22 protein-coding genes are annotated in these 22364 nt (G+C 66.4%); 6 read left to right on the plus strand and 16 right to left on the minus strand.

Translation table 11 applies throughout. The features are described from left to right. Nucleotides 1–5: 5 nt before the first annotated feature. Nucleotides 6–776 (minus strand): hypothetical protein, encoded by a 771-nt coding sequence (locus AC1DIQ_RS05875; RefSeq protein WP_478049626.1) that lies wholly within the window; start codon nt 774–776, stop codon nt 6–8. A gap of 110 nt (nt 777–886) precedes the next feature. Between AC1DIQ_RS05875 and AC1DIQ_RS05880 the strand changes: the two genes are divergently transcribed. Both AC1DIQ_RS05880 and AC1DIQ_RS05885 read left to right on the plus strand, forming a co-directional pair. After that, nucleotides 887–2233 carry an Nramp family divalent metal transporter gene (locus AC1DIQ_RS05880; protein ID WP_121036958.1) on the plus strand — a complete coding sequence of 449 codons (1347 nt, stop codon included), beginning with the start codon at nt 887–889 and terminating at the stop codon, nt 2231–2233. 84 nt (nt 2234–2317) lie between these two features. Next, entirely contained in the window at nt 2318–3151 is an 834-nt protein-coding gene (locus tag AC1DIQ_RS05885; protein ID WP_478049627.1) for a class I SAM-dependent methyltransferase, read from the plus strand. A 46-nt stretch (nt 3152–3197) separates the two neighbouring features. Here AC1DIQ_RS05885 and AC1DIQ_RS05890 read toward each other — a convergent pair whose 3' ends face one another. Genes AC1DIQ_RS05890 through cyoA form a run of 7 tightly spaced genes read right to left on the minus strand, consistent with a single transcriptional unit; the run spans nt 3198 to nt 9650 of the window. Further along, complete coding sequence (locus AC1DIQ_RS05890) at nt 3198–4685, minus strand: MFS transporter (RefSeq protein WP_478049628.1); 1488 nt, start codon at nt 4683–4685, stop codon at nt 3198–3200. After that, nucleotides 4682–5263 carry an SCO family protein gene (locus AC1DIQ_RS05895; RefSeq protein WP_478049629.1) on the minus strand — a complete coding sequence of 194 codons (582 nt, stop codon included), beginning with the start codon at nt 5261–5263 and terminating at the stop codon, nt 4682–4684. Before AC1DIQ_RS05895 ends, AC1DIQ_RS05890 begins: the two co-directional genes overlap by 4 nt. Continuing rightward, entirely contained in the window at nt 5260–5742 is a 483-nt protein-coding gene (locus AC1DIQ_RS05900; RefSeq protein WP_478049630.1) for a copper chaperone PCu(A)C, read from the minus strand. The genes AC1DIQ_RS05895 and AC1DIQ_RS05900 overlap by 4 nt, the downstream gene beginning before the upstream one ends. After that, nucleotides 5739–6062, minus strand: a complete 324-nt coding sequence (gene cyoD, locus AC1DIQ_RS05905) for a cytochrome o ubiquinol oxidase subunit IV (protein ID WP_121036963.1) — start codon at nt 6060–6062, stop codon at nt 5739–5741. The genes AC1DIQ_RS05900 and cyoD overlap by 4 nt, the downstream gene beginning before the upstream one ends. Next, nucleotides 6059–6697, minus strand: a complete 639-nt coding sequence (gene cyoC, locus AC1DIQ_RS05910) for a cytochrome o ubiquinol oxidase subunit III (RefSeq protein WP_478049631.1) — start codon at nt 6695–6697, stop codon at nt 6059–6061. The genes cyoD and cyoC overlap by 4 nt, the downstream gene beginning before the upstream one ends. Next, nucleotides 6694–8673, minus strand: a complete 1980-nt coding sequence (gene cyoB, locus AC1DIQ_RS05915; protein ID WP_461769915.1) for a cytochrome o ubiquinol oxidase subunit I — start codon at nt 8671–8673, stop codon at nt 6694–6696. The genes cyoC and cyoB overlap by 4 nt, the downstream gene beginning before the upstream one ends. A 2-nt stretch (nt 8674–8675) precedes the next feature. Continuing rightward, nucleotides 8676–9650 (minus strand): ubiquinol oxidase subunit II, encoded by a 975-nt coding sequence (cyoA, locus tag AC1DIQ_RS05920; RefSeq protein WP_478049632.1) that lies wholly within the window; start codon nt 9648–9650, stop codon nt 8676–8678. Between the two features lie 190 nt (nt 9651–9840). Between cyoA and AC1DIQ_RS05925 the strand changes: the two genes are divergently transcribed. Next, a complete protein-coding gene (locus AC1DIQ_RS05925) occupies nt 9841–11205 on the plus strand; it encodes an aminotransferase-like domain-containing protein (protein ID WP_478049633.1) in 1365 nt (454 codons plus the stop codon). A 19-nt stretch (nt 11206–11224) separates the two neighbouring features. Here AC1DIQ_RS05925 and AC1DIQ_RS05930 read toward each other — a convergent pair whose 3' ends face one another. Continuing rightward, on the minus strand, nt 11225–11494 hold the full coding sequence (locus tag AC1DIQ_RS05930; protein ID WP_121036968.1) for a hypothetical protein: 270 nt from the start codon (nt 11492–11494) through the stop codon (nt 11225–11227). Nucleotides 11495–11667: 173 nt separating this feature from the next. On the opposite strand from AC1DIQ_RS05930, the gene AC1DIQ_RS05935 reads away from it, so the two are divergent. Both AC1DIQ_RS05935 and AC1DIQ_RS05940 read left to right on the plus strand, forming a co-directional pair. Next, the gene (locus AC1DIQ_RS05935) at nt 11668–12264 is read left to right on the plus strand and encodes a TetR/AcrR family transcriptional regulator (protein ID WP_478049634.1); all 597 of its coding nucleotides are present in this window, start codon (nt 11668–11670) and stop codon (nt 12262–12264) included. A gap of 95 nt (nt 12265–12359) precedes the next feature. After that, the gene (locus AC1DIQ_RS05940) at nt 12360–13052 is read left to right on the plus strand and encodes a type 1 glutamine amidotransferase domain-containing protein (protein ID WP_461769921.1); all 693 of its coding nucleotides are present in this window, start codon (nt 12360–12362) and stop codon (nt 13050–13052) included. A 114-nt stretch (nt 13053–13166) separates the two neighbouring features. Here AC1DIQ_RS05940 and AC1DIQ_RS05945 read toward each other — a convergent pair whose 3' ends face one another. From AC1DIQ_RS05945 to AC1DIQ_RS05970, 6 genes are all read right to left on the minus strand, one after another. After that, the gene (locus AC1DIQ_RS05945; RefSeq protein WP_070473916.1) at nt 13167–13361 is read right to left on the minus strand and encodes a heavy-metal-associated domain-containing protein; all 195 of its coding nucleotides are present in this window, start codon (nt 13359–13361) and stop codon (nt 13167–13169) included. A gap of 114 nt (nt 13362–13475) precedes the next feature. Continuing rightward, entirely contained in the window at nt 13476–13976 is a 501-nt protein-coding gene (gene cueR, locus AC1DIQ_RS05950) for a Cu(I)-responsive transcriptional regulator (RefSeq protein ID WP_478049635.1), read from the minus strand. Next, nucleotides 13973–16513, minus strand: a complete 2541-nt coding sequence (locus tag AC1DIQ_RS05955) for a heavy metal translocating P-type ATPase (RefSeq protein ID WP_478049636.1) — start codon at nt 16511–16513, stop codon at nt 13973–13975. Before AC1DIQ_RS05955 ends, cueR begins: the two co-directional genes overlap by 4 nt. 117 nt (nt 16514–16630) lie before the next feature. Further along, nucleotides 16631–17947 carry a PQQ-dependent sugar dehydrogenase gene (locus AC1DIQ_RS05960; RefSeq protein WP_478049637.1) on the minus strand — a complete coding sequence of 439 codons (1317 nt, stop codon included), beginning with the start codon at nt 17945–17947 and terminating at the stop codon, nt 16631–16633. Further along, on the minus strand, nt 17944–18360 hold the full coding sequence (locus AC1DIQ_RS05965; RefSeq protein WP_152151373.1) for a DUF2231 domain-containing protein: 417 nt from the start codon (nt 18358–18360) through the stop codon (nt 17944–17946). The genes AC1DIQ_RS05960 and AC1DIQ_RS05965 overlap by 4 nt, the downstream gene beginning before the upstream one ends. Nucleotides 18361–18431: 71 nt before the next feature. Further along, nucleotides 18432–19361, minus strand: coding sequence for a LysR family transcriptional regulator (locus AC1DIQ_RS05970; RefSeq protein ID WP_478049638.1), 930 nt, complete (start codon nt 19359–19361; stop codon nt 18432–18434). 147 nt (nt 19362–19508) lie between these two features. Here AC1DIQ_RS05970 and AC1DIQ_RS05975 point away from each other — a divergent pair, with 147 nt between their 5' ends. Continuing rightward, on the plus strand, nt 19509–20666 hold the full coding sequence (locus AC1DIQ_RS05975; RefSeq protein WP_478049639.1) for an alkene reductase: 1158 nt from the start codon (nt 19509–19511) through the stop codon (nt 20664–20666). A 73-nt stretch (nt 20667–20739) separates the two neighbouring features. On the opposite strand, the gene AC1DIQ_RS05980 is transcribed toward AC1DIQ_RS05975, so the two are convergent. Continuing rightward, nucleotides 20740–22311 carry an arylsulfatase gene (locus tag AC1DIQ_RS05980; protein ID WP_152151367.1) on the minus strand — a complete coding sequence of 524 codons (1572 nt, stop codon included), beginning with the start codon at nt 22309–22311 and terminating at the stop codon, nt 20740–20742. Nucleotides 22312–22364 lie beyond the last annotated feature (53 nt).

A 22364-nucleotide genomic window follows, 5' to 3' on the forward strand; every position in this document is an offset into this window, starting at 1 on the left:
AGGAATCAACGGCGATGACGGTGGGCGGCGGCGATCGCGCGCGGCTGGCGGTATGCGCGTACGCGCAGCCAGACCGTCTGGATCACCACGATGATGATCAGCACCAGCGCCAGGGTGGCGATGTTGGCCGCGCCCGGCAGGTCCCAGCCGGACTGTTTGACGTACATGCCGGCCAGCGCCCAGATGACGGCGGCTGGATAGGCGAAATGCCCGCGAAGCAGCTGGTTGACCACCAGCACCAGCAGCGTGGCCAGGACCAGCAGCACCAGGCTCCAGCCGAGCATGTTGTCGGTCGGCAGCCAGCCGTAGGCGACGATCACCTGGGCGGTATTGAGGTAGGCCGCCAACGACAGCCAGCCGGCGTGCAGGCCCAGCGGGTACGCCGCCCAGGCACGCTGCCCGCCCGGGGCGGTGATCGGCGAGGCGCGGTAGGCGGCCACGATCAGGCAGAGCAAGGCGGCCCAGATGATGGCCAGCGCCGGCAGGAACCACTGGTTGGAGAACACCGGCATCCAGGCGGCGGTGAGCGCGAAGCCGGCCGCGGCCCACGGGCGCACGCCGGTGATGTCCGGCTTGCGCAGGCGCAGCTGCCAGAACCCGAACAGCACATCCCACAGGAAGATCAGGCCCCAGATCGCGAAGGCGTACCCGGCAGCGACCAGCAACGTGGGGTACTGGTCGGAGACTGCACCGTTGGTCGGGCCGAACATGCCGGTCTGTGAGAACCACGCCACCACGGGCATGGCCAAGGCGGCCAACAACACGATCCAACGCATGCACCCACTCCAGCTGAAAAGAGCGGTGACGATACGCGGTTCAGGGTTAAGGCGTTGGGATGCCTCAGATTGCAAAGCCTTACTAACATAGCCTCTGCTATATTGCGCCCGTGGACAGTCAACGCCGCCCCGAGAGCTCCCCCGCCTGGCCGTCGTCGGCCGGGCATACGCCCAGCCTGGGCGAGATGAACGCCAGCGTCGCGGTGCCTACGGGCGGACATTGGTGGTTCCGCCTGCTGGCCTTCCTCGGCCCGGGCTACATGATTTCGGTCGGCTACATGGACCCCGGCAACTGGGCCACCGATATCGCGGGCGGTGCGCAGTTCGGCTATCTGCTGCTCTCGGTGATCCTGCTCTCCAACCTGATGGCGATCGTGCTGCAGGGGCTGTCGGCACGCCTAGGCATCGCAACCGGGCGTGATCTGGCGCAGGCCTGCCGCGACCACTACTCACGCCCGGTGAACCTCGGCCTGTGGCTGCTGTGCGAGATCGCGATCATCGCCTGCGACTTGGCCGAGGTGATCGGCACCGCGATCGCCTTGAAGCTGCTGTTCGGCATCCCGCTGCTGGCCGGCGCGATCATCACGGCGGTAGACGTGGTGCTGGTGCTGCTGCTGATGAACCGCGGCTTCCGCGCCCTGGAGGCGTTCGTGATCGCGCTGCTGCTGGTGATTTTCGGTTGCTTTGCGATCCAGATGATCATCGCTGCGCCGCCGCTGCAGGCGGTGCTCGCCGGGTTCATTCCGCACGCGCAGGTGGTGACCGACCCCAAGGCGCTGTACCTGGCGATCGGCATCATCGGTGCCACCGTGATGCCGCACAATCTGTACCTGCACTCCTCCATCGTGCAGACCCGCGCTTATCCGCGCACCGATGCCGGACGCCGCAGTGCGCTGCGATGGGCGGTGACGGACAGCACCATCGCGTTGATGCTCGCGCTGTTCATCAATGCCTCGATCCTGATCCTGGCCGCCGCCGTGTTCCATGCGCAGGGCCGTACCGACGTGCAGGAGATCGAGCAGGCGTATGAGCTGCTGGCGCCGATGCTCGGCGTCGGGCTGGCCTCGACCCTGTTCGCGGTCGCCCTGCTCGCCTCGGGCATCAACTCCACCGTGACGGCGACGCTGGCCGGCCAGATCGTGATGGAGGGTTTCCTGCGCCTGCGGATCGCCCCGTGGGCACGGCGCTTGATCACCCGCGGCATCGCGATCGTGCCGGTGGTGGTGGTCACCGCGATCTATGGCGAGCAAGGCACCGCGCGATTGCTGGTGCTGAGCCAGGTACTGCTCTCGATGCAGCTGCCGTTCGCGGTGGTGCCGCTGGTGCGGTTCGTCTCGGACAAGGCCAAGATGGGGGCGCTGGTGGCGCCACGCTGGCTGATCGTGCTGTCGTGGCTGATCGGCGGGTTGATCATCGTGTTGAACGTGAAACTTCTCGTGGATGTGTGGCGGGGCTGAGCGGTGGCACTTGACCTCAACGTTGGTTGAGGTGGCACAGTGCAGCCTCCTTATTCCACTGGCAACGCCAGATCGAGCCCTGCAATGACCGACACCTCGCAGCACGCGTTATGGAATGGCCCGGCCGGTGAGGCCTGGGTGGAGGCGCAGCGCATCCTCGATCAGATGTTCGCACCGCTGGCCACTCACCTGCTCGATGCCATCGCGCCGGGTACCGATGCCCAGGTGCTGGATGTGGGCTGCGGGACTGGGGCGGTGGCGCTGGCCATTGCCGGGCGGCTGGGTCCGGAGGCACACGTCACCGGGGTCGACATCTCGGCCCCGATGCTCGCCTTGGCGCGTGAACGCGCGCAGCGCGCCGGGCTGGCAGTGGACTTCATCGTCGCCGATGCGCAGCAGCATGCGTTCGCACCCGGGAGTCTGGACCGGATCGTGTCGCGCTTTGGCGTGATGTTCTTCGATGACCCGGTGCAGGCCTTCGGTCAGTTGCAGCGCGCCGCCAAACGCGGCGGCGTGCTGCAGGCGCTGGCCTGGCGCGGTCCGGACGAGAACGCGTTCATGACCACCGCCGAGCGCGCCGCGGCACCCTGGCTGAGCTTGCCACCTCGCCAGCCCGGGGCACCGGGTCAGTTTGCGTTTGCCGACCAGGCCCGGGTCGAGCAGATCCTGAGGGACGGCGGCTGGGAGCATATCGAGCTGCTGCCGCTGGATGTGGTGTGCCGCATCGACCGTTCGGATCTGGCGACCTACGTCTCGCTGCTCGGACCGGTCGGGAGCGCGCTGCGCAATGACGACCTTGCTGCGGACGTCCGAACGCAGGTGATCGACGCGGTGCTGCGTGCGTTCGAGCCGTTCGTCGACGCCGATTCAGTGACGTTCACTGCTGCCTGCTGGGACGTGCGCGCCCGCGCGTGGTGACGGCCGGCCGGATCCACGCCCTGCGCGGACGCCAGCTTCGGACTGTCTAGCGCCTGGCCATCAGCGTGCTGGTCAGCAGCATCGCTACCAGCGCCATCGCCGCTGCGGTCACGAATGCATACGCGGCGCCATCGGCATACGCCTGGCGCGCCAGCAGTGTCAGGGTGTCGTGTGCCGCCCCGGACACGGACAGCTCGCCGACCACCACGCGCTCGATCAGCGCCGGCGACCCTGTCTGCCCTGCCTCGCTCAGCGCCCCGCGGGCGGCGTCGCGTACGTGGCTGGACAACACCGCGCCCAGCGTGGCGAACCCGATCAGGATGCCGGAGAAGCGCGCGGTGGTGCTGATGCCGGAGGCCATGCCGGCGCGGTCCGGCGGGATCACGCTCATGATGGCCTTCTGTGTTTCGCCGTTGAGCAGGCCACCGCCACTGCCGAGCACGGCCATCGCCAACAGCAGACCGGAATCGCTGTGTTGCCACAGCGCCAACGCGATGCCCAGGTTGCCGATCACGGCAACGCCCAGGCCCAGCGCCAGGATCCGACCGGGCGCCCACCGCGTCCCCAGCCGGCGCCCCGCGAACGGGAGCAGCAGCATCGCCAGCGCGAACGGCAGCATGTGCATGCCGGCCTGCAGCACGCTGTCACCGCGGGCGTTCTGCAGCAACAACGGCAGCAACGAGGCCATCACCTGCACGCAGGCGGCGTAGGCGAACATCGCCAGCACCGCGCCCACCAGTGCAGGCGCACGGAACAGGCGCAGATCCAGCATGGGCTGGGCACGGCGCTGCTCGACCACGATGAAGCCCGCGCCCAACGCGGTGCCGGCCAGCAGCCACGGCAGCACTGCGGCACTGCCCCAGCCCTCCACGGGGCCACGGATCAGCGCCCAGGTCCAGGACAGCATGCTGCCGGCGAACAGCAGCACGCCCGGCACATCGATGCGGCGGCTGACCGGATCGCGCGACTCGGGCCCGAAGGCCCAGCTCAGGCTCGCCAGCAGCAGGCACAGCGGAAGATTGATATGGAAGGCCCAGCGCCAGCCAAACCAGGTGGCGATAGCGCCGCCGATCAGTGGTGCGAGCACCATGGTCAGGCCCATGATCGCGCCCCAGATCGCCCACGCGCGCGCGCGTGATGTCGGGGTCTGGTGCGCATGGCCGATCAGCGACAGCGCTGGCGCCAGCATGAAGGCTGCGGCCGCCCCCTGCCCGGCCCGTGCCAGGTACAAGGCCATGGCGGTGCCGGCGATACCGCACGCGACCGAGGTCAGCGCGAACAGGCTCAGGCCGATCAGGAACAGGCGTCGACGCCCGATCCGGTCGGCCAGGGTGCCGGCGGGCAGCAGCAGCGAGGCGAAGCACAGCACATAGGCACTGACCACCCATTCGATGTCTGCGAACGAGGTGGACAGATCGCGGGCGATGGTCGGCAGGACCACGCCGACCACGTTGGTATCGAGCACGGTGAGCGCACAGCCAGCCGAGCCGAGCAGCAGGACGAAGTCCGCGCGGTCCGCGCCGGCCCGGCTCATGGCCGCGCGATCCCTCCCGCCACCGCCAGCCGCACGCGCAGCTTCTCGACGATGTCCCGTTCGTTCATTGCATAGCCGTAGACATCCTGCAGCTGCCCGTCAGCGCCGAGCAGGAACCACGAGGCGGTGTGCTCGAAGGTGGCCATGTCGCCCTCACCCACGCGCCGGTAGCTCACGCCCAGGCTTTCGGCAATGGCGCGGGTACCGGGTTCGTCAGCGGCCAGGCCCAGGAACGTGGTATCGAAGGCCGCCAGATACTCGCGCAGGTGCGCAGGCGTATCGCGCTGCGGGTCGACGGTGACGAAGGCCACCTGCAGCTGCGCTGCCGCCGGGCCCAGCAGCTGCTTGATCTGAACCGCCTTGACCAGGCTCAGCGGGCACACTTCGGGGCAATGGGTGAAGCCGAAGAACAGCAGGGTCGGCTTGCCCTGCAGATCGCGGATGGCGAGCGTGCGCCCGTCGCTGCTCTCAAACTTGACCGCCCCCAGTGCCGCCTGGCCCATCACCGGCGCCTGGCCGTCGGCGCAGCCGCCCAGCAGCGCCAGCGTGAGCAGGCCCGTGGCTGCCCAGCGGGTCACTTCACCGCCCCGTGCGGCACCAGGCCATCGCGCACACTGAAGTCCACCACCTGCGCTGCGCTGCGGGCAAACTGCAGCGTCACCCGCACCGTCTGGCCGGCCGACACCGGCCGCTTCGGCTTCAGCAGCATCAGGTGGTATCCCCCGGGCTGCAGCGCGACGGTCTGGCCCTCCGGCAAGGCCAGGCCATCGGGCAGCGCTTCCATGCGCATCACTTCCCCGTCCATGCGCATGGCATGGATCTGCACCTCGGCAAACGCCGGGGACGCGGCTGACAGCAGCCGGTCCTCACCGCCGCCGTTATGCAGCTGCACGTACCCGGCGGCTACATTCGCCGCCGGCGGTGGCAGGCGCACCCACGCATCGCTGACCGACACCGTTGCCGCGGTGTGGGCCTGCGCGGCCGCAGCCACCACCGGCATCACGGAACACGTCAACAGCAGCCCGGCAGCCAGGACACCCGAGCGTGACCAGCTCATGGCGCGGCCGACATCTGCATCGGCATCATGTTGAGGTTGGCGTTGTGCATCACCCACAGCGAACCGGCCACCACGATGGCGATCAGGAACGCGGTGCACAGGAAGATGCCGGTGTTCTCGCGCTGGCTGCGCCCTGCCCCGATATGCAGGAACAGCACCAACTGGGCGACCAGCTGCACCACGCACAGCACCACGATGGCGGTCAGCCGCAGCGGCTGCGGCACCAGATCGGTCATGACCACGCCGAACGAGGCGCCGGTGAGCACCAGGCACAGCAGCAGGCCGAGGATGTAGCCCTTCAGAGTGGCGTGGCCGCTCATACAAACTCCCTCAGGTACACGAAGGTGAACACACAGATCCAGATCAGATCCAGGAAGTGCCAGAACAGGCTCAGGCAGGCCAGGCGGCGCCGCACGATGCCGTCCAGGCCGAACGTCAGCACCTGGTGGACCATGATCGCCAGCCACAGCAGGCCGAAGGTGACGTGCAGGCCGTGGGTGGCCACCAGCGTGAAGTACGCCGAGAGGTAGGCACTCACATCCGGGGTGGCGCCTTCATGGATCAGCTCGGCGAACTCATACAGCTCCATGCCGATGAAGACCGCACCGAGCACGCCGGTCACGGCCAGCCAGCCCACCACCTGGTTGCGTTTGCCGGCCTGCATGCCGAGCATCGCCAGGCCGAAGGTGAAGCTGCTCAGCAGCAGCACCACCGTTTCGGAGAGCACGAAGCCGAGCTTGAACAGGTCCTTGCCGCTGGGGCCATCGGCCGTTCCGTTGAGCAGCACGCCGAAGGTGGCGAACAGCACCGCGAAGATCAGGCAGTCGCCCATCAGGTACATCCAGAACCCGACGACGGTCTTGTTGCCGTCGTCGTGGTGCTCGTGGGCGTGGTCGTGATGACCGGCCGCGAGCTGCCCGTGCTGCGTGGCAGCGGTCAGGGTATCGCCGCTCATGCCTTGGCTCCTTCCATCTGCGCGAAGTGCGCCTCTTCGATGCGCTTCACCTCGGCGGCGGGCACGTAATAGTCCACATCACGGTCATACGAGCGCAGCACGAAGGTCGCGATCACACCGATCAGGCCGATACCGGCCAGCGCCCACATGTGCCAGACCAGGGCGAAGCACAGCACCAGGCTGAACACCGAGATCACCACACCCGACGCGGTATTGCGCGGCATGTGGATGTCCTCGTAGGTGTCCTGGCGTTGCCAGGCCCGGCCGTGCTGCTTGTCGTCCCAATGCTGCTCCAGCGAGGTGATCGCCGGGAGCTTGGCGAAGTTGTAGAACGGCGGTGGCGAGGACGTGGCCCACTCCAGGCTGCGCGCATTCCACGGGTCGCCGGTGAGGTCCATGTTGGCCTTGCGGTCACGCACGCTGACATAGAACTGGATGAACATCGCGGCGATACCGGCGGCGATCACCAGCGCACCGATGGCGGCCACGATCAGCCACGGCTGGTAACCCTCCACCCCGTAGTGGTTCATGCGGCGGGTCATGCCCTTGAAGCCCAGCACGTACAGCGGCATGAAGGCCAGATAGAAGCCGACCAGCCAGCACCAGAACGAAATCTTGCCCCAGCGCTCGTTGAGGGTGAAACCAAACGCCTTCGGGAACCAGAAGCTGATGCCCGCCAGGCAGCCGAACACCACGCCGCCGATGATCACGTTATGGAAGTGCGCGATCAGGAACAGGCTGTTGTGCAGCACGAAATCCGCACCCGGGATCGCCAGCATCACGCCGGTCATGCCACCCAGCGCAAAGGTGACCATGAAGCCGATGGTCCACATCGTCGAGGAGTGGTAACGGATCCGGCCGCGGTACATGGTGAACAGCCAGTTGAACAGCTTCACCCCGGTGGGGATCGAGATGATGGAGGTCATGATGCCGAAGAAGGCATTGACGTTCGCACCCGAGCCCATGGTGAAGAAGTGGTGCAGCCACACGAAGAACGACAGGATGCCGATCGACGAGGTGGCATAGACCATCGAGCGGTAGCCGAACAGCGGCTTGCCCGAGAACGTGGCGATGATCTCCGAGAAGGCGCCGAAGCACGGCAGGATCAGCACGTAGACTTCCGGGTGGCCCCAGATCCAGATCAGGTTGACGTACATCATGGCGTTGCCGCCGGCGTCATTGGTGAAGAAATGCATCCCGAAATAGCGATCCATGGTCAGCAGCGCCAGGGTCGCGGTCAGCACCGGGAAGATCGCCACGATCAGGATGTTGGTGATCAATGCGGTCCAGGTGAACACCGGCATCTTCATCAGGTCCATGCCCGGCGCACGCATCTTGAGGATGGTGACGATGAAGTTCAGGCCGGTCAGCGTGGTGCCGATGCCGGAGACCTGCAATGACCAGATGTAGTAGTCCACGCCCACCGTGGGGCTGTACTCGATGCCGGACAGCGGCGGATACGCCACCCAGCCGGTCGCGGCGAAATCGCCGACGAACATCGACAGCATCACCAGCACCGCGCCCACCGCCGACAGCCAGAAGCTGAGCGAGTTGACGAACGGGAATGCCACGTCGCGCGCGCCGATCTGCAGCGGCACCACGATGTTCATCAGGCCCACGATGAGCGGAGTGGCCACGAAGAAGATCATGATCACGCCGTGCGCGGTGAAGATCTGGTCGTAGTGTTCCGGCGGCAGGTAGCCGGCGCTGTCATTGGCGGCGATGGCCTGCTGGGCACGCATCATCAGCGCATCGGCGAAGCCGCGCACCAGCATGACCAGGGCCAGGATGATGTACATCACGCCGATTTTCTTGTGGTCCACCGAGGTGATCCACTCGGTCCAGAGGTAGCCCCACTTCTTGTAGTACGTGATGGCCGCGACGATCGCCACGCCCAGCAGCAGCGAGCCCACCAGCGCCGACATGATGATCGGGTCGTGGTAGGGAATCGCTTCGAGGTTCAACTTTCCAAGCACAATCAGTTCTCCGCGGTACGGCTGGCAGACGCGGCCAGGCTCACGAGTTGGGTTTTCGCGCCGGGTTCTTCACCGGGCAGGCAGATTTCGTCGTCGGGCATGCCGCCATAGCGGCGCAGGATGCTGTCGAACAGGCCGGTATCCACGCTGGCGAAGCGCTGCATCGGCGCGCCGTGGGTCGGCTTCTCCAGCTCGGCCAGGCGGGCCTGGTTCAGATGGACGGCGGTGCCGCGCGACTGCGCCAGCCACTGGTCGAAGTCCGCCGCCGTCACCACCCGCGCATCGAACTTCATGTCCGAGAAACCCGAGCCGCTGTAGGCCGATGACATCCCGGCATAGGTGCCCGGCGTGTGCCCGATCAGGTGCAGGCGGGTCTGCATCGCCGGCATGGTGTAGACCATGCTGCCCAGCTGCGGCACGAAGAAGGCATTCATCATCGACTCGGAGGTCAGCTTGAAGGCGACCGGCGTATCGACCGGCATCACGAGCTCATTGACCGTGGCCACGTTGTGGTCCGGATAGATGAACAACCACTTCCAGTTGAGCGAGACCACTTCCACGCGCAGCGCGGGCGTGTCCGATTCGATCGGGCGGTAGGGATCCAGCGCGTGGGTGCTCTTCCAGATCAATACACCCAGAACGACCACGATCAGGCACGGAATCGTCCACACCACCACTTCGATCGCGGTGGAGTGCGACCAGTTGGGTGCGTAGGTGGCCTTCTTGTTCGACTCGCGGTAGTGCCACGCGAAGTACAGCGTGAGGATGATCACCGGGATCACCACCAGCAGCATCAGGCCGGTGCAGACCAGGATCAGCTGCATTTCCTGCTCGGCGATGCTGCCCATGGGATTGAACAGCTCCAGGTTCTTGCAGCCTGTGAGCAGCGGCAGCAGCGCTGCCAGGCCGAACCAGCGTCCGGCGCGGGCTCGACCGGCCAGCGTGGCGCGGCGAGCGGAGTGTGTAGCGGGGTTCATGCGTGACGGCCCTTCCAACGCAGTGCCGGGCCGGGCGGCCCGGATCATGAAAAGTGGCGAACACCCCCCTGCATGACCGATATGCATGGGGGGTGCCCGCCGCAGCCGCGTACGTTAGGCAACGACATGATCCATACATGATGCGACACACTGTCGCAGCCGCTCGCCCTGGCGCGCGTACCATGCGCGCATGGAATGGAGCCCCCTCATCGCCGATGGCCACGGGCCGGTGTACCTGCGCATCGTGCAGGCGCTGGAACGTGCGGTGTGGTCCGGTGCGTTACGTCCCGGCCAGCGCCTGCCCGCACAGCGTGCGCTGGCCACCGAGCTGAAGGTGGACCTCACCACCATCACCCGTGCGTTCACCGAGGCACGCAAGCGCGGGCTGATCGATGCGCGTGGCCCGCTGGGGTCGTTCGTCGCGCCGCCGCAGGTGGAACTTGCCCAGTTGGTGGACCTGAGCATGAACCTGCCGCCCAGCCCCGGCGGCGGCCAGGTCGCGGACATGCTGCAGCGTGGCCTGTCATCGGTGCTGACCCGCAGCGACGTCGGCAACCTGATGACCTATCACGTGGGCGGCGGAAGCCGGGCGGATCATCGGGCTGCACAACAGTGGCTCAAGCCGATCCTCGGCAAACTGGATGCCGACACCTTGATCGTCACGGAAGGCGCGCAGGCTGCGCTGTCCGCCCTGTTGCTGGCGCTGACCGACGCCGGTGACACGATTCTGTGCCAGCCGCTGGTCTATCCCGGGCTGCTGCATGCCGCGCGGGTGCTGCAGCGGCACCTTCAGGTGGTCGAGTGCGACGAGCACGGGATGCGCCCGGATGCGCTGGCCCGTACCGCGAAAGAACGGGGTGCGCGCGTGGTCTATCTCAACCCGACCGCGCAGAACCCCACCGCCCACACGATGCCGCAGGCACGCCGCGAAGCGTTGGCGGAGGTGATCCGCGCGCAGCACCTGCAGCTGATCGAAGACGACCCCTACTGGCTGCTGCTGGAGGACGCCCCTGCCCCGCTCGCGCTGCTGGCACCACGGCACGCCTGCTACATCTCCACGCTCTCCAAGTGCCTCAGTCCAGGCCTGCACACCGGTTTCGTGCGCCTTCCCGAAGGCATGGACCGGCAGCCGATGCTGGATGCGCTGCGCGCGGTGAACCTGATGGCACCACCACTGATGAACGCCCTGGTGACGCAGCTGATCCTGGACGGCTCCGCCCAGGCCATGCTGACACTGGTGCAGGACGAAGCGGCCGAACGACGCTATCTGGCGCGGTCGGCGTTGTCGCCGCGGTTCCTGCAGCATTGCGCGGGCGTGCACGCCTGGTGCCGTCTTCCCGCGCACTGGACCGATGCCAGCCTCACCCACGCCGCGCGCCTGCAGGGGCTGGGCATCGCACCGTCATCGGCGTTCACGCCCGAAGGGGTGGCGATCAACGATGCGGTGCGGATCTCATTGGGTGCCGCCGCCAACCGGCAGGAACTGCACCGGGCGCTGCGCCAGCTGGATCAGCTGATGCATGTGGCGGCGGAAAGCCCCGGCTGGACGGTGTGACGCCAGTCTTTCGGCACGCTCAGCCGGAAACGGCTTTGGCCTGCTTCCAGACGGCTTCAAACTGGCTGGCGGTGATGGCGTCATCCGAATCCAGGTCCAGCCAGGACAGCGGCTGATCGGACAGCGGGAAGCGCTCATCGGCCTGCCCGGTTTTGTCGGCCCAGACCAGCACACTGCGGTAGCTCTCCACCTGCCGCACGATCACATCGCCCTGCGCCTCGAGGTAGATCGTGCCGTTGCCGATCTCGGATTCTGCGGGGTGTTTGTAGTGCTTGCGGGGCGTGCTCATGGCGGGGCGCTATCTGGCAATGAAAATGGGGCCGGGGAATATACCCTGATCCGGCCGTTCCCAGTCGGCGTTCGCCGCGCGGGAGCGGGATAGTGCCGGCCGCTGGCCGGCTTCCCGTAGACCACGCAAGTAGGCACTAGACGACCGGTCTAATCAAGCGTACAGTGGCGTCCATGAACTCGCCCACCACCTCCGCTGCCCGTGACACGATCCTCGCCACCGGCCAGCGGATCATGGGCGCCAAAGGCTTTTCCGCCGTCGGCCTCAACGAGGTCCTTTCCGCGGCAGGGGTTCCCAAGGGCTCGTTCTACCACTACTTCGCCTCGAAGGAAGCCTTCGGCGAGGCATTGCTGGAGGACTACTTCAGCGCCTATCTCGCCGATATGGACCGCATCTTCCGCCAGCCGGGCCAGACCAAGGCCGAGCAACTGGCGGCCTACTTCCGCGCCTGGCAGGACAGCCAGTCCTTCGAGGACTGCCAGGGCAAGTGCCTGGCCGTCAAGCTCGGTGCCGAAGTGGCGGACCTTTCCGAACCCATGCGGGCCGCACTCCAGCGGGGCACCACGGGGATCACCGATCGGCTGGCGCGTGCGATTGCAGCGGGTCTGGCCGACGGATCGGTGGCGACCCGGGAGCCACCCGAGGCGGTCGCCCGAAGCCTGTATCAGCTGTGGCTGGGGACCAGCATCATGGTCAAGATCGCCCGCACCAGCAGCCCGTTCGACGACGCCGTGGCGTTGACCGCCCGCCTTCTGCATACCGCCCGCTGACAAAAGCCTGTCTCACGCATGCCGGCATCGGCGTGTTTCTCTCGGCCCCATCACTAGACGACCAGTCTAATCAAGCACCCACAGGAGCATCATCCATGAAAGTCCTCATCGTTCTGACCTCGCACGACGAACTCGGCGCCACCGGCAAGAAGACCGGCTTCTGGCTGGAAGAGCTGGCCGCGCCCTACTACACCTTCAAGGATGCGGGCGCCGAGATCGTGCTGGCCTCGCCCAAGGGTGGGCGGCCGCCGCTGGATCCCAAAAGCAACGAACCGGACTTCAAGACCGACGCCACCCGCCGTTTCGAAGCAGACGCGGATGCCAACGCGCAGCTGGCCAACACCGTGCGGCTGGACAGCGTTTCGCAGGCCGAGTTCGATACCGTGTTCTATCCCGGCGGCCACGGCCCGCTGTGGGACCTCGCCGAAGACACCCACTCCATCGCGCTGATCGAAGGCTTCATCGCCGCCGGCAAGCCGGTCGCGCTGGTCTGCCATGCGCCGGGCGTGCTGCGTCACGTCACGACTGCCGAGGGTGCCCCGCTGGTGCAGGGCAAGAAGGTCACCGGCTTCACCAACACCGAAGAAGATGCCGTCGGCCTGACCGAGGTGGTGCCGTTCCTGGTCGAGGACATGCTCAAGGCCGCAGGCGGTTCCTACTCCAAGGGGCCGGACTGGGGCTCGTATGTGGTCAGCGATGGCTTGCTGATCACCGGCCAGAACCCGGCCTCGTCGGCCGAAGCGGCTGAGGTGCTGGTGAAGCGACTCGCGTCCGCCACCAAGGCCTGAGCCGCCGCGACGGCATCGGATTTCACGGTGCCCCACGCCGCCAGGGACGGCAGCAGCGGCAGAAGATGTTTCATGCACATGCGTTGTCCTCCGGGATGGCGTGGGACCGCCAACTCATGGCGTGGCAGGGAATCCAGCATCGGCCAGCGCGGCCAGGAAGGCGGCCCGCTCGCGGTCGCTCTCCACGCGTACTTCGCGCGCGGGCGGATCGGTCTCGATGCGTGCGTGTGGATCAACGCCCTGCAGGGCCTTGGTGACGGAGCGGGCGCAGCCGCCGCAGGTCATGGTGGGAAGGGTGAAACGATGCATCGGGCGACCTCGCCGTGGTGGGTGTCAGCCCACTGTCGGGGATGACAACGTGGCAAGGTCAAGGCCTTAACGCGTCCGCGCCCTTTGTGCAGGGCATGAACGCCACCGGGTCGATCAGGACTGTGGCGTGCGGGCCGCGCGCCCGCGCGAGGACACCGGCGTATCCGCACCGAACAACGGCGTTTTGCGAGGCTTGCCGGCTGATGCGGTCTCCGCCGGCGCGGAAACGGGCTGGGCCAGGCCGGCGATGATCGGGCAATCCGGCCGGTCATTGCCGTGGCAGTGCGCGGCCAGATGCTCCAGCGTCTGCACCATCGCCTGCAGCTCAGCGATCTTCGCCTTCAGCCCACCCACGTGCGACAGCGCCACCGCCTTGACGTCGGCACTGGCACGCTCGCGGTCCTGCCACAGCACCAGCAGTTCGCCGATCCGTTCGACTGAAAAACCGAGATCGCGCGCGCGGCGGATGAAGCGCAGGCTGTGTGCGTCCTGCGGGCTGTAGTGCCGGTAGCCCGCCTCCGAGCGCGCCGGCGGCGGGATCAGGCCGATCTGCTCGTAATAGCGGATCATCTTTGCCGACACGCCCGAAAACGTCGCGGCTTCACCGATATTCATCGTCCGGTCCTCATCTCACTTTCCACCATGCCGGTGCCCAGCGTATCGGCCTGCATCGGTGCATGGAAGCGCTTGAGCCGCAGCGCATTGCCGAGCACGAATACACTGGACAATGCCATCGCCGCCGCAGCGAAGATCGGCGAGAGCAGCGTGCCGTTGAACGGGTACAGCAGGCCAGCGGCCACCGGGATCAGCACCGCGTTGTAGGCGAAGGCCCAGAACAGGTTCTGCTTGATGTTGCGTATCGTCGCCTGGCTCAGGGCGATCGCGTTGGGCACGCCGCGCAGGTCGCCGGACATCAGCACCACGTCGGCCGCCTCGATCGCCACATCGGTGCCGGTGCCGATGGCCAGGCCGACATCGGCCTCGGCCAGCGCCGGTGCGTCATTGATCCCGTCACCGACGAAGGCCACCTTGGCGCCACCCGCACGGAAACGCTTGAGCGCGGCGACCTTGCCATCGGGCAGCACCTCGGCGGCCACTTCATCGATGCCCAGCTGGCGCGCGATGGCCGCCGCCGTGGCCGCGTTGTCACCGGTGATCATCGCCACCTTCAGGCCCAGCGCGTGCAGGGCCTGGATCGCCGCGGGGGTGCTTTCCTTGATCGGATCGGCCACGGCGATCACCGCCGCCAGGCGCCCATCGATGGCGGCATACAGCGGGCTCCTGCCCTGCTCGCCGAGCCGCTGCGCGGTCGGCCGGAAGGCGGTCACATCCAGACCCAGCCGGGTCATGTAGCGGTCCGCGCCGACGGCCACGGTACGGCCAGCGACATGCGCGGACACACCGAAGCCGGGCACCGCCTCGAAGCGCTCGAGGGTGGCCAGTGCGAGACCACGCGTTTTGGCGGCAGCCACGATGGCCTCGGCAATGGGATGCTCCGAGCGGGCTTCCACCGCAGCGACCAGCGCCAGCACCTCATCGGCCTGGAAACCATCGGCCGGCTCCAGGTCGGTCAGTTCGGGACGGCCCTTGGTCAGCGTACCGGTCTTGTCCAGCGCGATCACACTCACATCGCGCAGTGCCTGCAGCGCCTCGCCCTTGCGGAACAGCACGCCCAGCTCCGCCGCGCGGCCGGTGCCGACCATGATCGAGGTCGGCGTGGCCAGGCCCATCGCACAAGGGCAGGCAATGATCAGCACCGCCACCGCATTGACCAGCGCAAAGGTCAGCGCCGGTGCCGGACCGAACACCAGCCACACCAGGAAGGTCAGCGCGGCTGCAGCCATCACCGCCGGCACGAACCACATGGTGACCCGGTCGACCAGCGCCTGGATCGGCAGCTTGGAGCCCTGTGCCTGCTCGACCAGACGGATGATCTGGGCCAGCACGGTATCCCCGCCCACCTTGGTGACACGGAAACTGAAGGCACCGGTGGTGTTGAGGGTGCCCCCGACCACCTCGGCGCCCACGGCCTTGGCCACCGGTACCGGCTCGCCGGTGATCATGCTCTCATCCACATAGGACGCCCCCTCCACCACCGCGCCGTCCACCGGCACCTTCTCGCCCGGGCGGACCAGTACGACATCGCCGAGCGTGACCTCGTCCAGCGGCACCTCGACGTTCTCACCGCCACGTTGCACGCGTGCAGTCCGCGCCTGCAGCCCGACCAGGCGCTTGATCGCCTGCGAGGTACGGCCCTTCGCCCGCGCCTCGAGCGTTCGCCCGAGCAGGATCAGGGTCACGATGACGACCGCCGCTTCAAAGTAGACGTTGGCGGTGCCCGGCGGCAGCACGCCCGGGGCGAAGGTGGCGACCACCGAGTAGCCATAGGCCGCCGCGGTGCCGAGCGAGACCAGCGAGTTCATGTCCGGGGCGCCGCGCAGCAGTGCCGGCACGCCTTTGCGGAAAAAGCGCAGGCCCGGCCCGAACAGCACCAGCGTGGCCAGCGCGAACTGCAGGTACCAGCTGGTCTGCAGGCCAACGGTATGCATCACCCAGTGGTGCATGGCCGGGACAAGGTGCGAGCCCATTTCCAGGATGAACACCGGCAGGGTCAGCAGCGCCGCCAGCAACAGGGAGCGGCGCAGCGCGCGGGCGTCACCTTCGCGGCGTTCCTCCTCCTGATCACCGGCCGCAGCCGTGCTCGCGCCTGCAACGCGCGCGGTGTAGCCGGCGTTTTCCACGGCAGCCAGCAGATCGGCGACGGAGACCGTACCGGCCAGATGGCGCACCTGCGCCCGTTCCGTCGCCAGGTTGACGCTGGCCGCGATCACGCCCGGCAGCTGCGCAAGGCCGCGCTCCACGCGACCAACGCAGGACGCGCAGGTCATCCCTTCGATGCTCAGTTCGGTGGTGGCTTCGCGCACGGTGTAGCCGGCGCGTTCGATGGCACGGACCGCCGCCTGAGGATCGGGCGCCCCGATGAAGCTGAGATCGGCCCGCTCGGTGGCCAGGTTGACCGAGGCGGTCTGCACGCCGGGGACGGCGGTCAGCGCGCGCTCCACCCGGCCCACGCAGGAGGCGCAGGTCATGCCCTCGATGGGCAGGCTCAGGCGGCTGAGCGGCGCGCCGGACCGGGAAGCAACAGAAGACATGGGGCAGTCCTTGGGGTGAGGTTACCTGCCACCCTAAAGATTCCCATCATGGGAAGGTCAAGCCCCCTCTTAACGGGGACGGAGGTAATTATTAATCCCCTCCGTCCCCGTTAAGGATTATGGCTGGGCGGGCGTCCCGTCGTGAGTGACCCGCCAGATCGTGTTGGAGAGGTCATCGGCAACGATCAGTGCACCACGCGGGTCGACCGTGACACCTACCGGGCGGCCGCGCGTCTTGCCGTCCTCGCCGAAGAAACCGCTCACGAAATCGATCGGCTCGCCGGCCGGACGGCCATTGCTGAAGGGCACGAAGACGACTTTGTAGCCGACCGGCGGATTGCGGTTCCAGCTGCCGTGCTCGCCAACGAAGACGCCATCGGCAAACCGGGTGCCCATCACCGGCGACGAGAACGCCACCCCGAGTGCGGCCACATGCGAGCCCAGCGCGTAATCCGGTGCGATGGCCGAGGCGACCTTTTCCGGATTCTGCGGCATCACCCGGCGATCCACATTCTTGCCCCAGTAACTGTAGGGCCAGCCATAGAAGCCGCCCTCCTTCACCGAGGTGAGGTAATCGGGCACGAGGTTCGGGCCGATCTCATCGCGCTCGTTGACCACCGCCCACAGCGTGCCGGTGCCCGGCTGGATCGCCAGCGCAGTGGGATTGCGGATACCGGTGGCGTAATCCTTGTGCGCGCCGGTGGCCACATCGATCTGCCAGATCCGCGCGCGATCGATCTCCACCGCCATGCCGCGTTCGGTGATGTTGCTGTTGGAGCCGATACCCACGTACAGATAGCGGCCATCGGCACTGGCGGTCATCGCCTTGGTCCAGTGATGGTTGATCGCCGCGGGCAGATCGGTCAGCTTGACCGGTGCGCCGCTCGCCTTGGTCTGGCCTTCCTGGTAGTCAAAGCGCACCACCGCATCCTGGTTGGCCACGTAGATCGCATTGCCGATCATCGCCAGGCCATACGGCGCGTTGAGCTTGTCGGCAAAGACTGTTTTCAGTTCGTAGGTGCCGTCGCCATCAGCGTCGCGCAGCAGGGTCAGGCGGTTGCCGCTCTTGACTGACGTGTTGCCCTTGGCCTTGATCTTGCCGGCAATGACATCCTTCGGCTTCAGGGCAGGCGCACTGCCGCCACGACCTTCAGCGACCAGAATATCGCCGTTGGGCAGCACCAGGGTCTGCCGCGGAATGCCCAGATCGGTGGCGATCGCCGAGATGCGGTAGCCCTTCGGCACCGTCGGCAACATGTCGCCCCACTGCGCCGGCTTGGCGATGGTCATGTCCGGCATCATCCCGCGATGCGGCTTGGGCATCTCCGGGTTGCCGCCATACTGCTCCAGCTCGGGCGCCTTGCCGCTGCAGGCAGCGAGTGCGACCGCAAGCGCGGACACCGAAAGAAGGCGGAACGTCGTCTGGCGGCTCATCGCACACCGCCCACGCGCAGGCTGGACAGGCCCACCCAGGTGGCGACCAGCGCCAGCACCGTCAGGATCACCGAGAGCACCAGCCCCGCCGGCATCACTGCCCAAGCGTCGCGCGCATGGTGCAGGCAGTTGATGAAGCCCACGCCCCATATCACCGCCAGAATCACCACGTAAGCGAGGTTGCGACTGCCACGGACCAGACCAACGATCCCGCACAGCAGGGCCAGCGTGGTCATCACCATCGCACCGATCAGCAGCCAGGACGCAAAGTTGGCCCACTGGATCTCGTATGAACTCCAGTATGCGTAGTCCGCCAGCAGTGCGCCGAGGAACAGCGGCAGCACGCCGCCCAGTACAGCGGCGTGGAACGGATGGATGACCCATGATCGGGTCAGGACAACGGTCGAAGCCATGGTGGTCTCCTGGTGAGGGGGCGAATCTCTTCCGATCCTGCCACCCCCGGTGTGATGGGGGTGCCCATGGCTCACGGATCAGCACGATCCCAGTACGGCGGCGATCCGATCGCCTCGGTGAGGAAGGCCGACACTTCGCGGACCTTGCGTGAGCGCAGTCTGTTTTCCGGCGAGAGCAGCTGCAGATACACCCGTTCGGATTGCGGGGAAAACTCCCAGTCGCCGAGCAGCGTGACCATGCTGCCGCCACGCAGCATTTCCGCGTTGAACAGCCAGGTGGGGAACAGCACCACGCCACGCCCTGCAATGGCTGCCGCCAGCAGCGCTTCGGCATTGTTGCTGCGCAGGGGGCCGGTCACGTTCACCGCTTTGAACGGTACCTCCGGCGAGGAACGGAAATACCACTTCTGGATGCCGAGCTGCCCTTTGTAGACCAGGCATTGATGCTGCAGCAGATCCTCCGGCACCACCGGCGTGCCATGCGCGGCAAGGTAGGCCGGGCTGGCGGCGAGGATGTTGCGGTGGGGAGCGATGACCTTGCCGATCAGGCCCGAATCCATCAGCAGCCCGACCCGGATGATGATATCCACGCCTTCCTGGACGGGATCGATCAGCGTGTCGGTCAGGGTCAGCTCGACGATCAGCTCGGGATACCGCGCCTGCAACGTGTTGACGATGTGCGCGATGTGCAGCCGCCCCAGCGACTCGGGGGCGTTGATGCGGATCAGGCCGCGCAGCTCGGCGTCGCGGCCTTCCAGCTGCCCGACCGCGTCATCGAGCAGATCCACGGCGTCGCGCACCTGCTGGTGGAACTGCTCGCCCGCCTCGGTCAACCGCACCGCCCGGGTGCTCCGGTAGAACAGCTGGTGCCCCACGTCCTGTTCAAGCGCCGCGATGAAGCGCGACACCGATGAGGCTGGCACCCGGTACTGGCGCGCCGTGGCCAGGAAGCTGCCGGTGGCGGCGACGGTGAGGAAATAGCGGAGGGCTTTGAGCTGCATGGTGGGCGCCTTGGGAACCTGATTGCTGTTTCAGCAATAGTCATTTGCCGAATCATCGCATTGTGGCCGATATCGCACGCCCATACGATGGGGGGAACGCATGGCGGACCCGCCACGCCCCTCCCGCTCGCACCCTCAGGAACCCCCATGAGCTCCCTTTTCAATACGTTCGACCTCGCGGGCATCCCGCTGCGCAACCGCGTGGTCATGGCCCCGCTGACCCGTGCACGCGCCCCGCAGGATGCCGCCGATGAACGAACGGCGCTGTACTACGCCCAGCGTGCCACCGCCGGCCTGATCGTCAGCGAGGGCACCCCCATTTCCCGCGAGGGCCAAGGCTATCTGTTCAATCCCGGCATCTTCACGGCCGCGCAGATCGCCGGCTGGCGCCTGACCACCGATTCGGTCCATGCGCTGGGCAGCCGGATGTTCGCCCAGCTCTGGCATGTCGGTCGCGTCTCGCACCCCACCATCCAGGCCAACGATGCGCGCCCGGTCAGTGCCAGCTCGAAACTGCCGGTCGGCGCGCAGGCATTCGGCTACAACGAGCAGGGCCAACCGGCGCTGGTCGCCGCCCCGGCGCCGCGCCAGCTGGAGACCGACGAGATTCCGCGCATCGTGGCGGAGTTCGCGCAGGCGGCCGCCAATGCCATCGAAGCGGGCTTTGACGGCGTGGAAATCCACGGCGCCAACGGCTATCTGCATGAGCAGTTCATCAATCCACAGGTGAATGACCGCACCGACCAATACGGCCCGCAGTCGCTGGACAACCGCCTGCGCTTCACGCTGGAAGTGATCGACGCCGTGGTCGCGCGGATCGGCGCATCGCGTACGGCCATCCGGCTCTCGCCGTATGGCCAGTTGTTCGACATGCCGCACTACCCGGAAATCGATGCGACCTACACCGCGCTGATCCAGGCCATCGGGCAGCGCGGCCTGGCGTATGTGCACCTGATGGACCAGTCCGGCTTCAAGGTCGGCCAGAAGTCGGTCGATGGTGCCGGTGACTCGGGCTTCAGTGGCCTGTTGCGCACGCTGAAGCCGCATCTGCCCGGCACCGCGCTCATCCTCGCCGGTGGCATGACCCGCGAGCGCGCCGAGCAGCTGATCGATGCGGGCCTGATCGACCTGGCGGCCTTCGGCACTGCCTTCATCAGCAACCCGGACCTGGTGGCACGCCTGCAGCATGGCTGGCCGTTGGCCCCTGCCGATCGCGAAACGTTCTATGGCGGCGGCGCGGCCGGCTACGTCGATTACCCGGCGTACGCCCCGGCCCACGAACAGGCAGCCTCCGAGGCCGCCTGACGGAACGGGCACGCGAACGGGGGGACATTCCGTCCCCCCGTTCGTCGATCCTTCCACGCGATGGCCGCAGCCGCTACTTGCCCGTCACTGCTTCCTGCAGCTTCTCGACGGCCTGGTCGGCCGTGAACGTGTTCGGCTTCTGGATCTTGGGGAAGTCCACGAACGTCTCGTTGAATTTCGTGAGCAGCGCGATCGCCCCGTACACGATGTAGACGTGGTTGATGTACCAGTCCCAATAGGTATTGGAGGTCACATCCGCGAACTCGTACGGATCGGTGCGCAGGTTGTAGATCTTGGGAATGCGCATGACCGTGAACGGTTCGCCCCACAGCTGCATGGTGCCCTTGCAGCGCTGCTCGATGAAGGTCACCTTCCAGTTGTCGTAGCGGATGCCGAGCATGTCGCCATCATCGGAGATGTAGACGAACAGCTTGCGCGGCGACTTTTCCTCCTTGCCGGTGAGATACGGCAGCAGGCTGACGCCGTCGATGTGGTTCTTGTAGGTGCGCCCGATCGCCTTGACCCCTTTCTTGAGGTCGTTGACCACGCCCTTGTTGCCCGCCAGTTCCAGGAAGGTCGGCAGCCAGTCATGGTGCTGGACGATCTCGTTGGACACCGAACCCGGCTTGATCCTGCCCGGGTAACGCACCACCAGTGGAATCCGGAACGCGCCTTCCCAGTTGGTGTCCTTCTCACTGCGGAACGGCGTCATGCCGCCATCCGGCCACGAATTGCGGTGCGGCCCGTTGTCGGTGGAGTACACCACCAGGGTGTCTTCGGCGATGCCCAGTTCGTCGAGGTAATCGAGCAGCGAGCCCACGTTCTTGTCGTGGTCGACCATGGTGTCGTGGTACGGCGACTGCCAACGCCCGGCCTGGCCCTTGCTCTCTTCCTTGGTGTGCGTATACAGGTGCATGTGGGTGAAGTTGACCCAGACGAAGAACGGCGTGTCATCGTCACTCGCCTTCTTGATGAAGCCCTTGGCGCGCTCGGCGAAGTCGTCATCGCAGGTCAGCATGCGCTTGCGGTCCAGCGGGCCGGTGTCTTCGATCTTCTGCTTGCCTACCTTGCCCCAGCGCTTCTGGTCGGTGCTGTCATCTTTGTCGGTGGCGAAACTGTGGATCACCCCGCGCGGCTTGATGGTCTCGATGAAATCCCCGAACTCGTCCTTGGGGAAGTAGTCGTACATCTCCGGCTCTTCTTCGGCATTGAGGTGGTAGAGGTTGCCGTAGAACTCATCGAACCCATGGTTGGTGGGCAGCATGTGGTTCAGATCGCCAAGATGGTTCTTGCCGAACTGCCCGGTGGTATAGCCCTCGTTCTTCAGCAGCGCGGCAATGGTGACGATCTTCTCGTTCATCCCGACCGGCGCACCGGGAATGCCCACCTTCGACAGACCGGTACGCAGCACGCTCTGCCCGGTGATGAACGATGAGCGGCCGGCGGTACAGGACTGTTCGCCGTAGGAGTCGGTGAACAGCATGCCCTCGTTGGCCAGGCGGTCGATGTTGGGGGTCTGGTAGCCCATCAACCCGCGCGAGTAGCAGCTCAGGTTGGAGATGCCGATGTCGTCTCCCCAGATGACGAGGATGTTGGGCTTCTTTGCGGATGAACCGGGCTTCTTCTTTGCGGATGAGCTGGCCATGCACTTCTCCGACGACGGTGGTGCTCAATAGTCGGTGTGGGTCGCGATGGCGG

Source organism: Stenotrophomonas sp. 05L413, assembly GCF_056397945.1.

Coding starts and splice junctions, on each gene's coding strand:
- AC1DIQ_RS05885 (WP_478049627.1), top strand. CDS start 2,318: ATGACCGACACCTCGCAGCACGCGTTATGGAATGGCCCGGCCGGTGAG.
- AC1DIQ_RS05960 (WP_478049637.1), bottom strand. CDS start 17,947: ATGAGCCGCCAGACGACGTTCCGCCTTCTTTCGGTGTCCGCGCTTGCG.
- AC1DIQ_RS05955 (WP_478049636.1), bottom strand. CDS start 16,513: ATGTCTTCTGTTGCTTCCCGGTCCGGCGCGCCGCTCAGCCGCCTGAGC.
- AC1DIQ_RS05890 (WP_478049628.1), bottom strand. CDS start 4,685: ATGAGCCGGGCCGGCGCGGACCGCGCGGACTTCGTCCTGCTGCTCGGC.
- AC1DIQ_RS05925 (WP_478049633.1), top strand. CDS start 9,841: ATGGAATGGAGCCCCCTCATCGCCGATGGCCACGGGCCGGTGTACCTG.
- AC1DIQ_RS05975 (WP_478049639.1), top strand. CDS start 19,509: ATGAGCTCCCTTTTCAATACGTTCGACCTCGCGGGCATCCCGCTGCGC.
- AC1DIQ_RS05940 (WP_461769921.1), top strand. CDS start 12,360: ATGAAAGTCCTCATCGTTCTGACCTCGCACGACGAACTCGGCGCCACC.
- AC1DIQ_RS05965 (WP_152151373.1), bottom strand. CDS start 18,360: ATGGCTTCGACCGTTGTCCTGACCCGATCATGGGTCATCCATCCGTTC.
- AC1DIQ_RS05945 (WP_070473916.1), bottom strand. CDS start 13,361: ATGCATCGTTTCACCCTTCCCACCATGACCTGCGGCGGCTGCGCCCGC.
- AC1DIQ_RS05930 (WP_121036968.1), bottom strand. CDS start 11,494: ATGAGCACGCCCCGCAAGCACTACAAACACCCCGCAGAATCCGAGATC.
- AC1DIQ_RS05970 (WP_478049638.1), bottom strand. CDS start 19,361: ATGCAGCTCAAAGCCCTCCGCTATTTCCTCACCGTCGCCGCCACCGGC.
- AC1DIQ_RS05875 (WP_478049626.1), bottom strand. CDS start 776: ATGCGTTGGATCGTGTTGTTGGCCGCCTTGGCCATGCCCGTGGTGGCG.
- AC1DIQ_RS05980 (WP_152151367.1), bottom strand. CDS start 22,311: ATGGCCAGCTCATCCGCAAAGAAGAAGCCCGGTTCATCCGCAAAGAAG.
- cueR (WP_478049635.1), bottom strand. CDS start 13,976: ATGAATATCGGTGAAGCCGCGACGTTTTCGGGCGTGTCGGCAAAGATG.
- AC1DIQ_RS05935 (WP_478049634.1), top strand. CDS start 11,668: ATGAACTCGCCCACCACCTCCGCTGCCCGTGACACGATCCTCGCCACC.
- cyoD (WP_121036963.1), bottom strand. CDS start 6,062: ATGAGCGGCCACGCCACTCTGAAGGGCTACATCCTCGGCCTGCTGCTG.
- cyoC (WP_478049631.1), bottom strand. CDS start 6,697: ATGAGCGGCGATACCCTGACCGCTGCCACGCAGCACGGGCAGCTCGCG.
- AC1DIQ_RS05900 (WP_478049630.1), bottom strand. CDS start 5,742: ATGAGCTGGTCACGCTCGGGTGTCCTGGCTGCCGGGCTGCTGTTGACG.
- cyoA (WP_478049632.1), bottom strand. CDS start 9,650: ATGAACCCCGCTACACACTCCGCTCGCCGCGCCACGCTGGCCGGTCGA.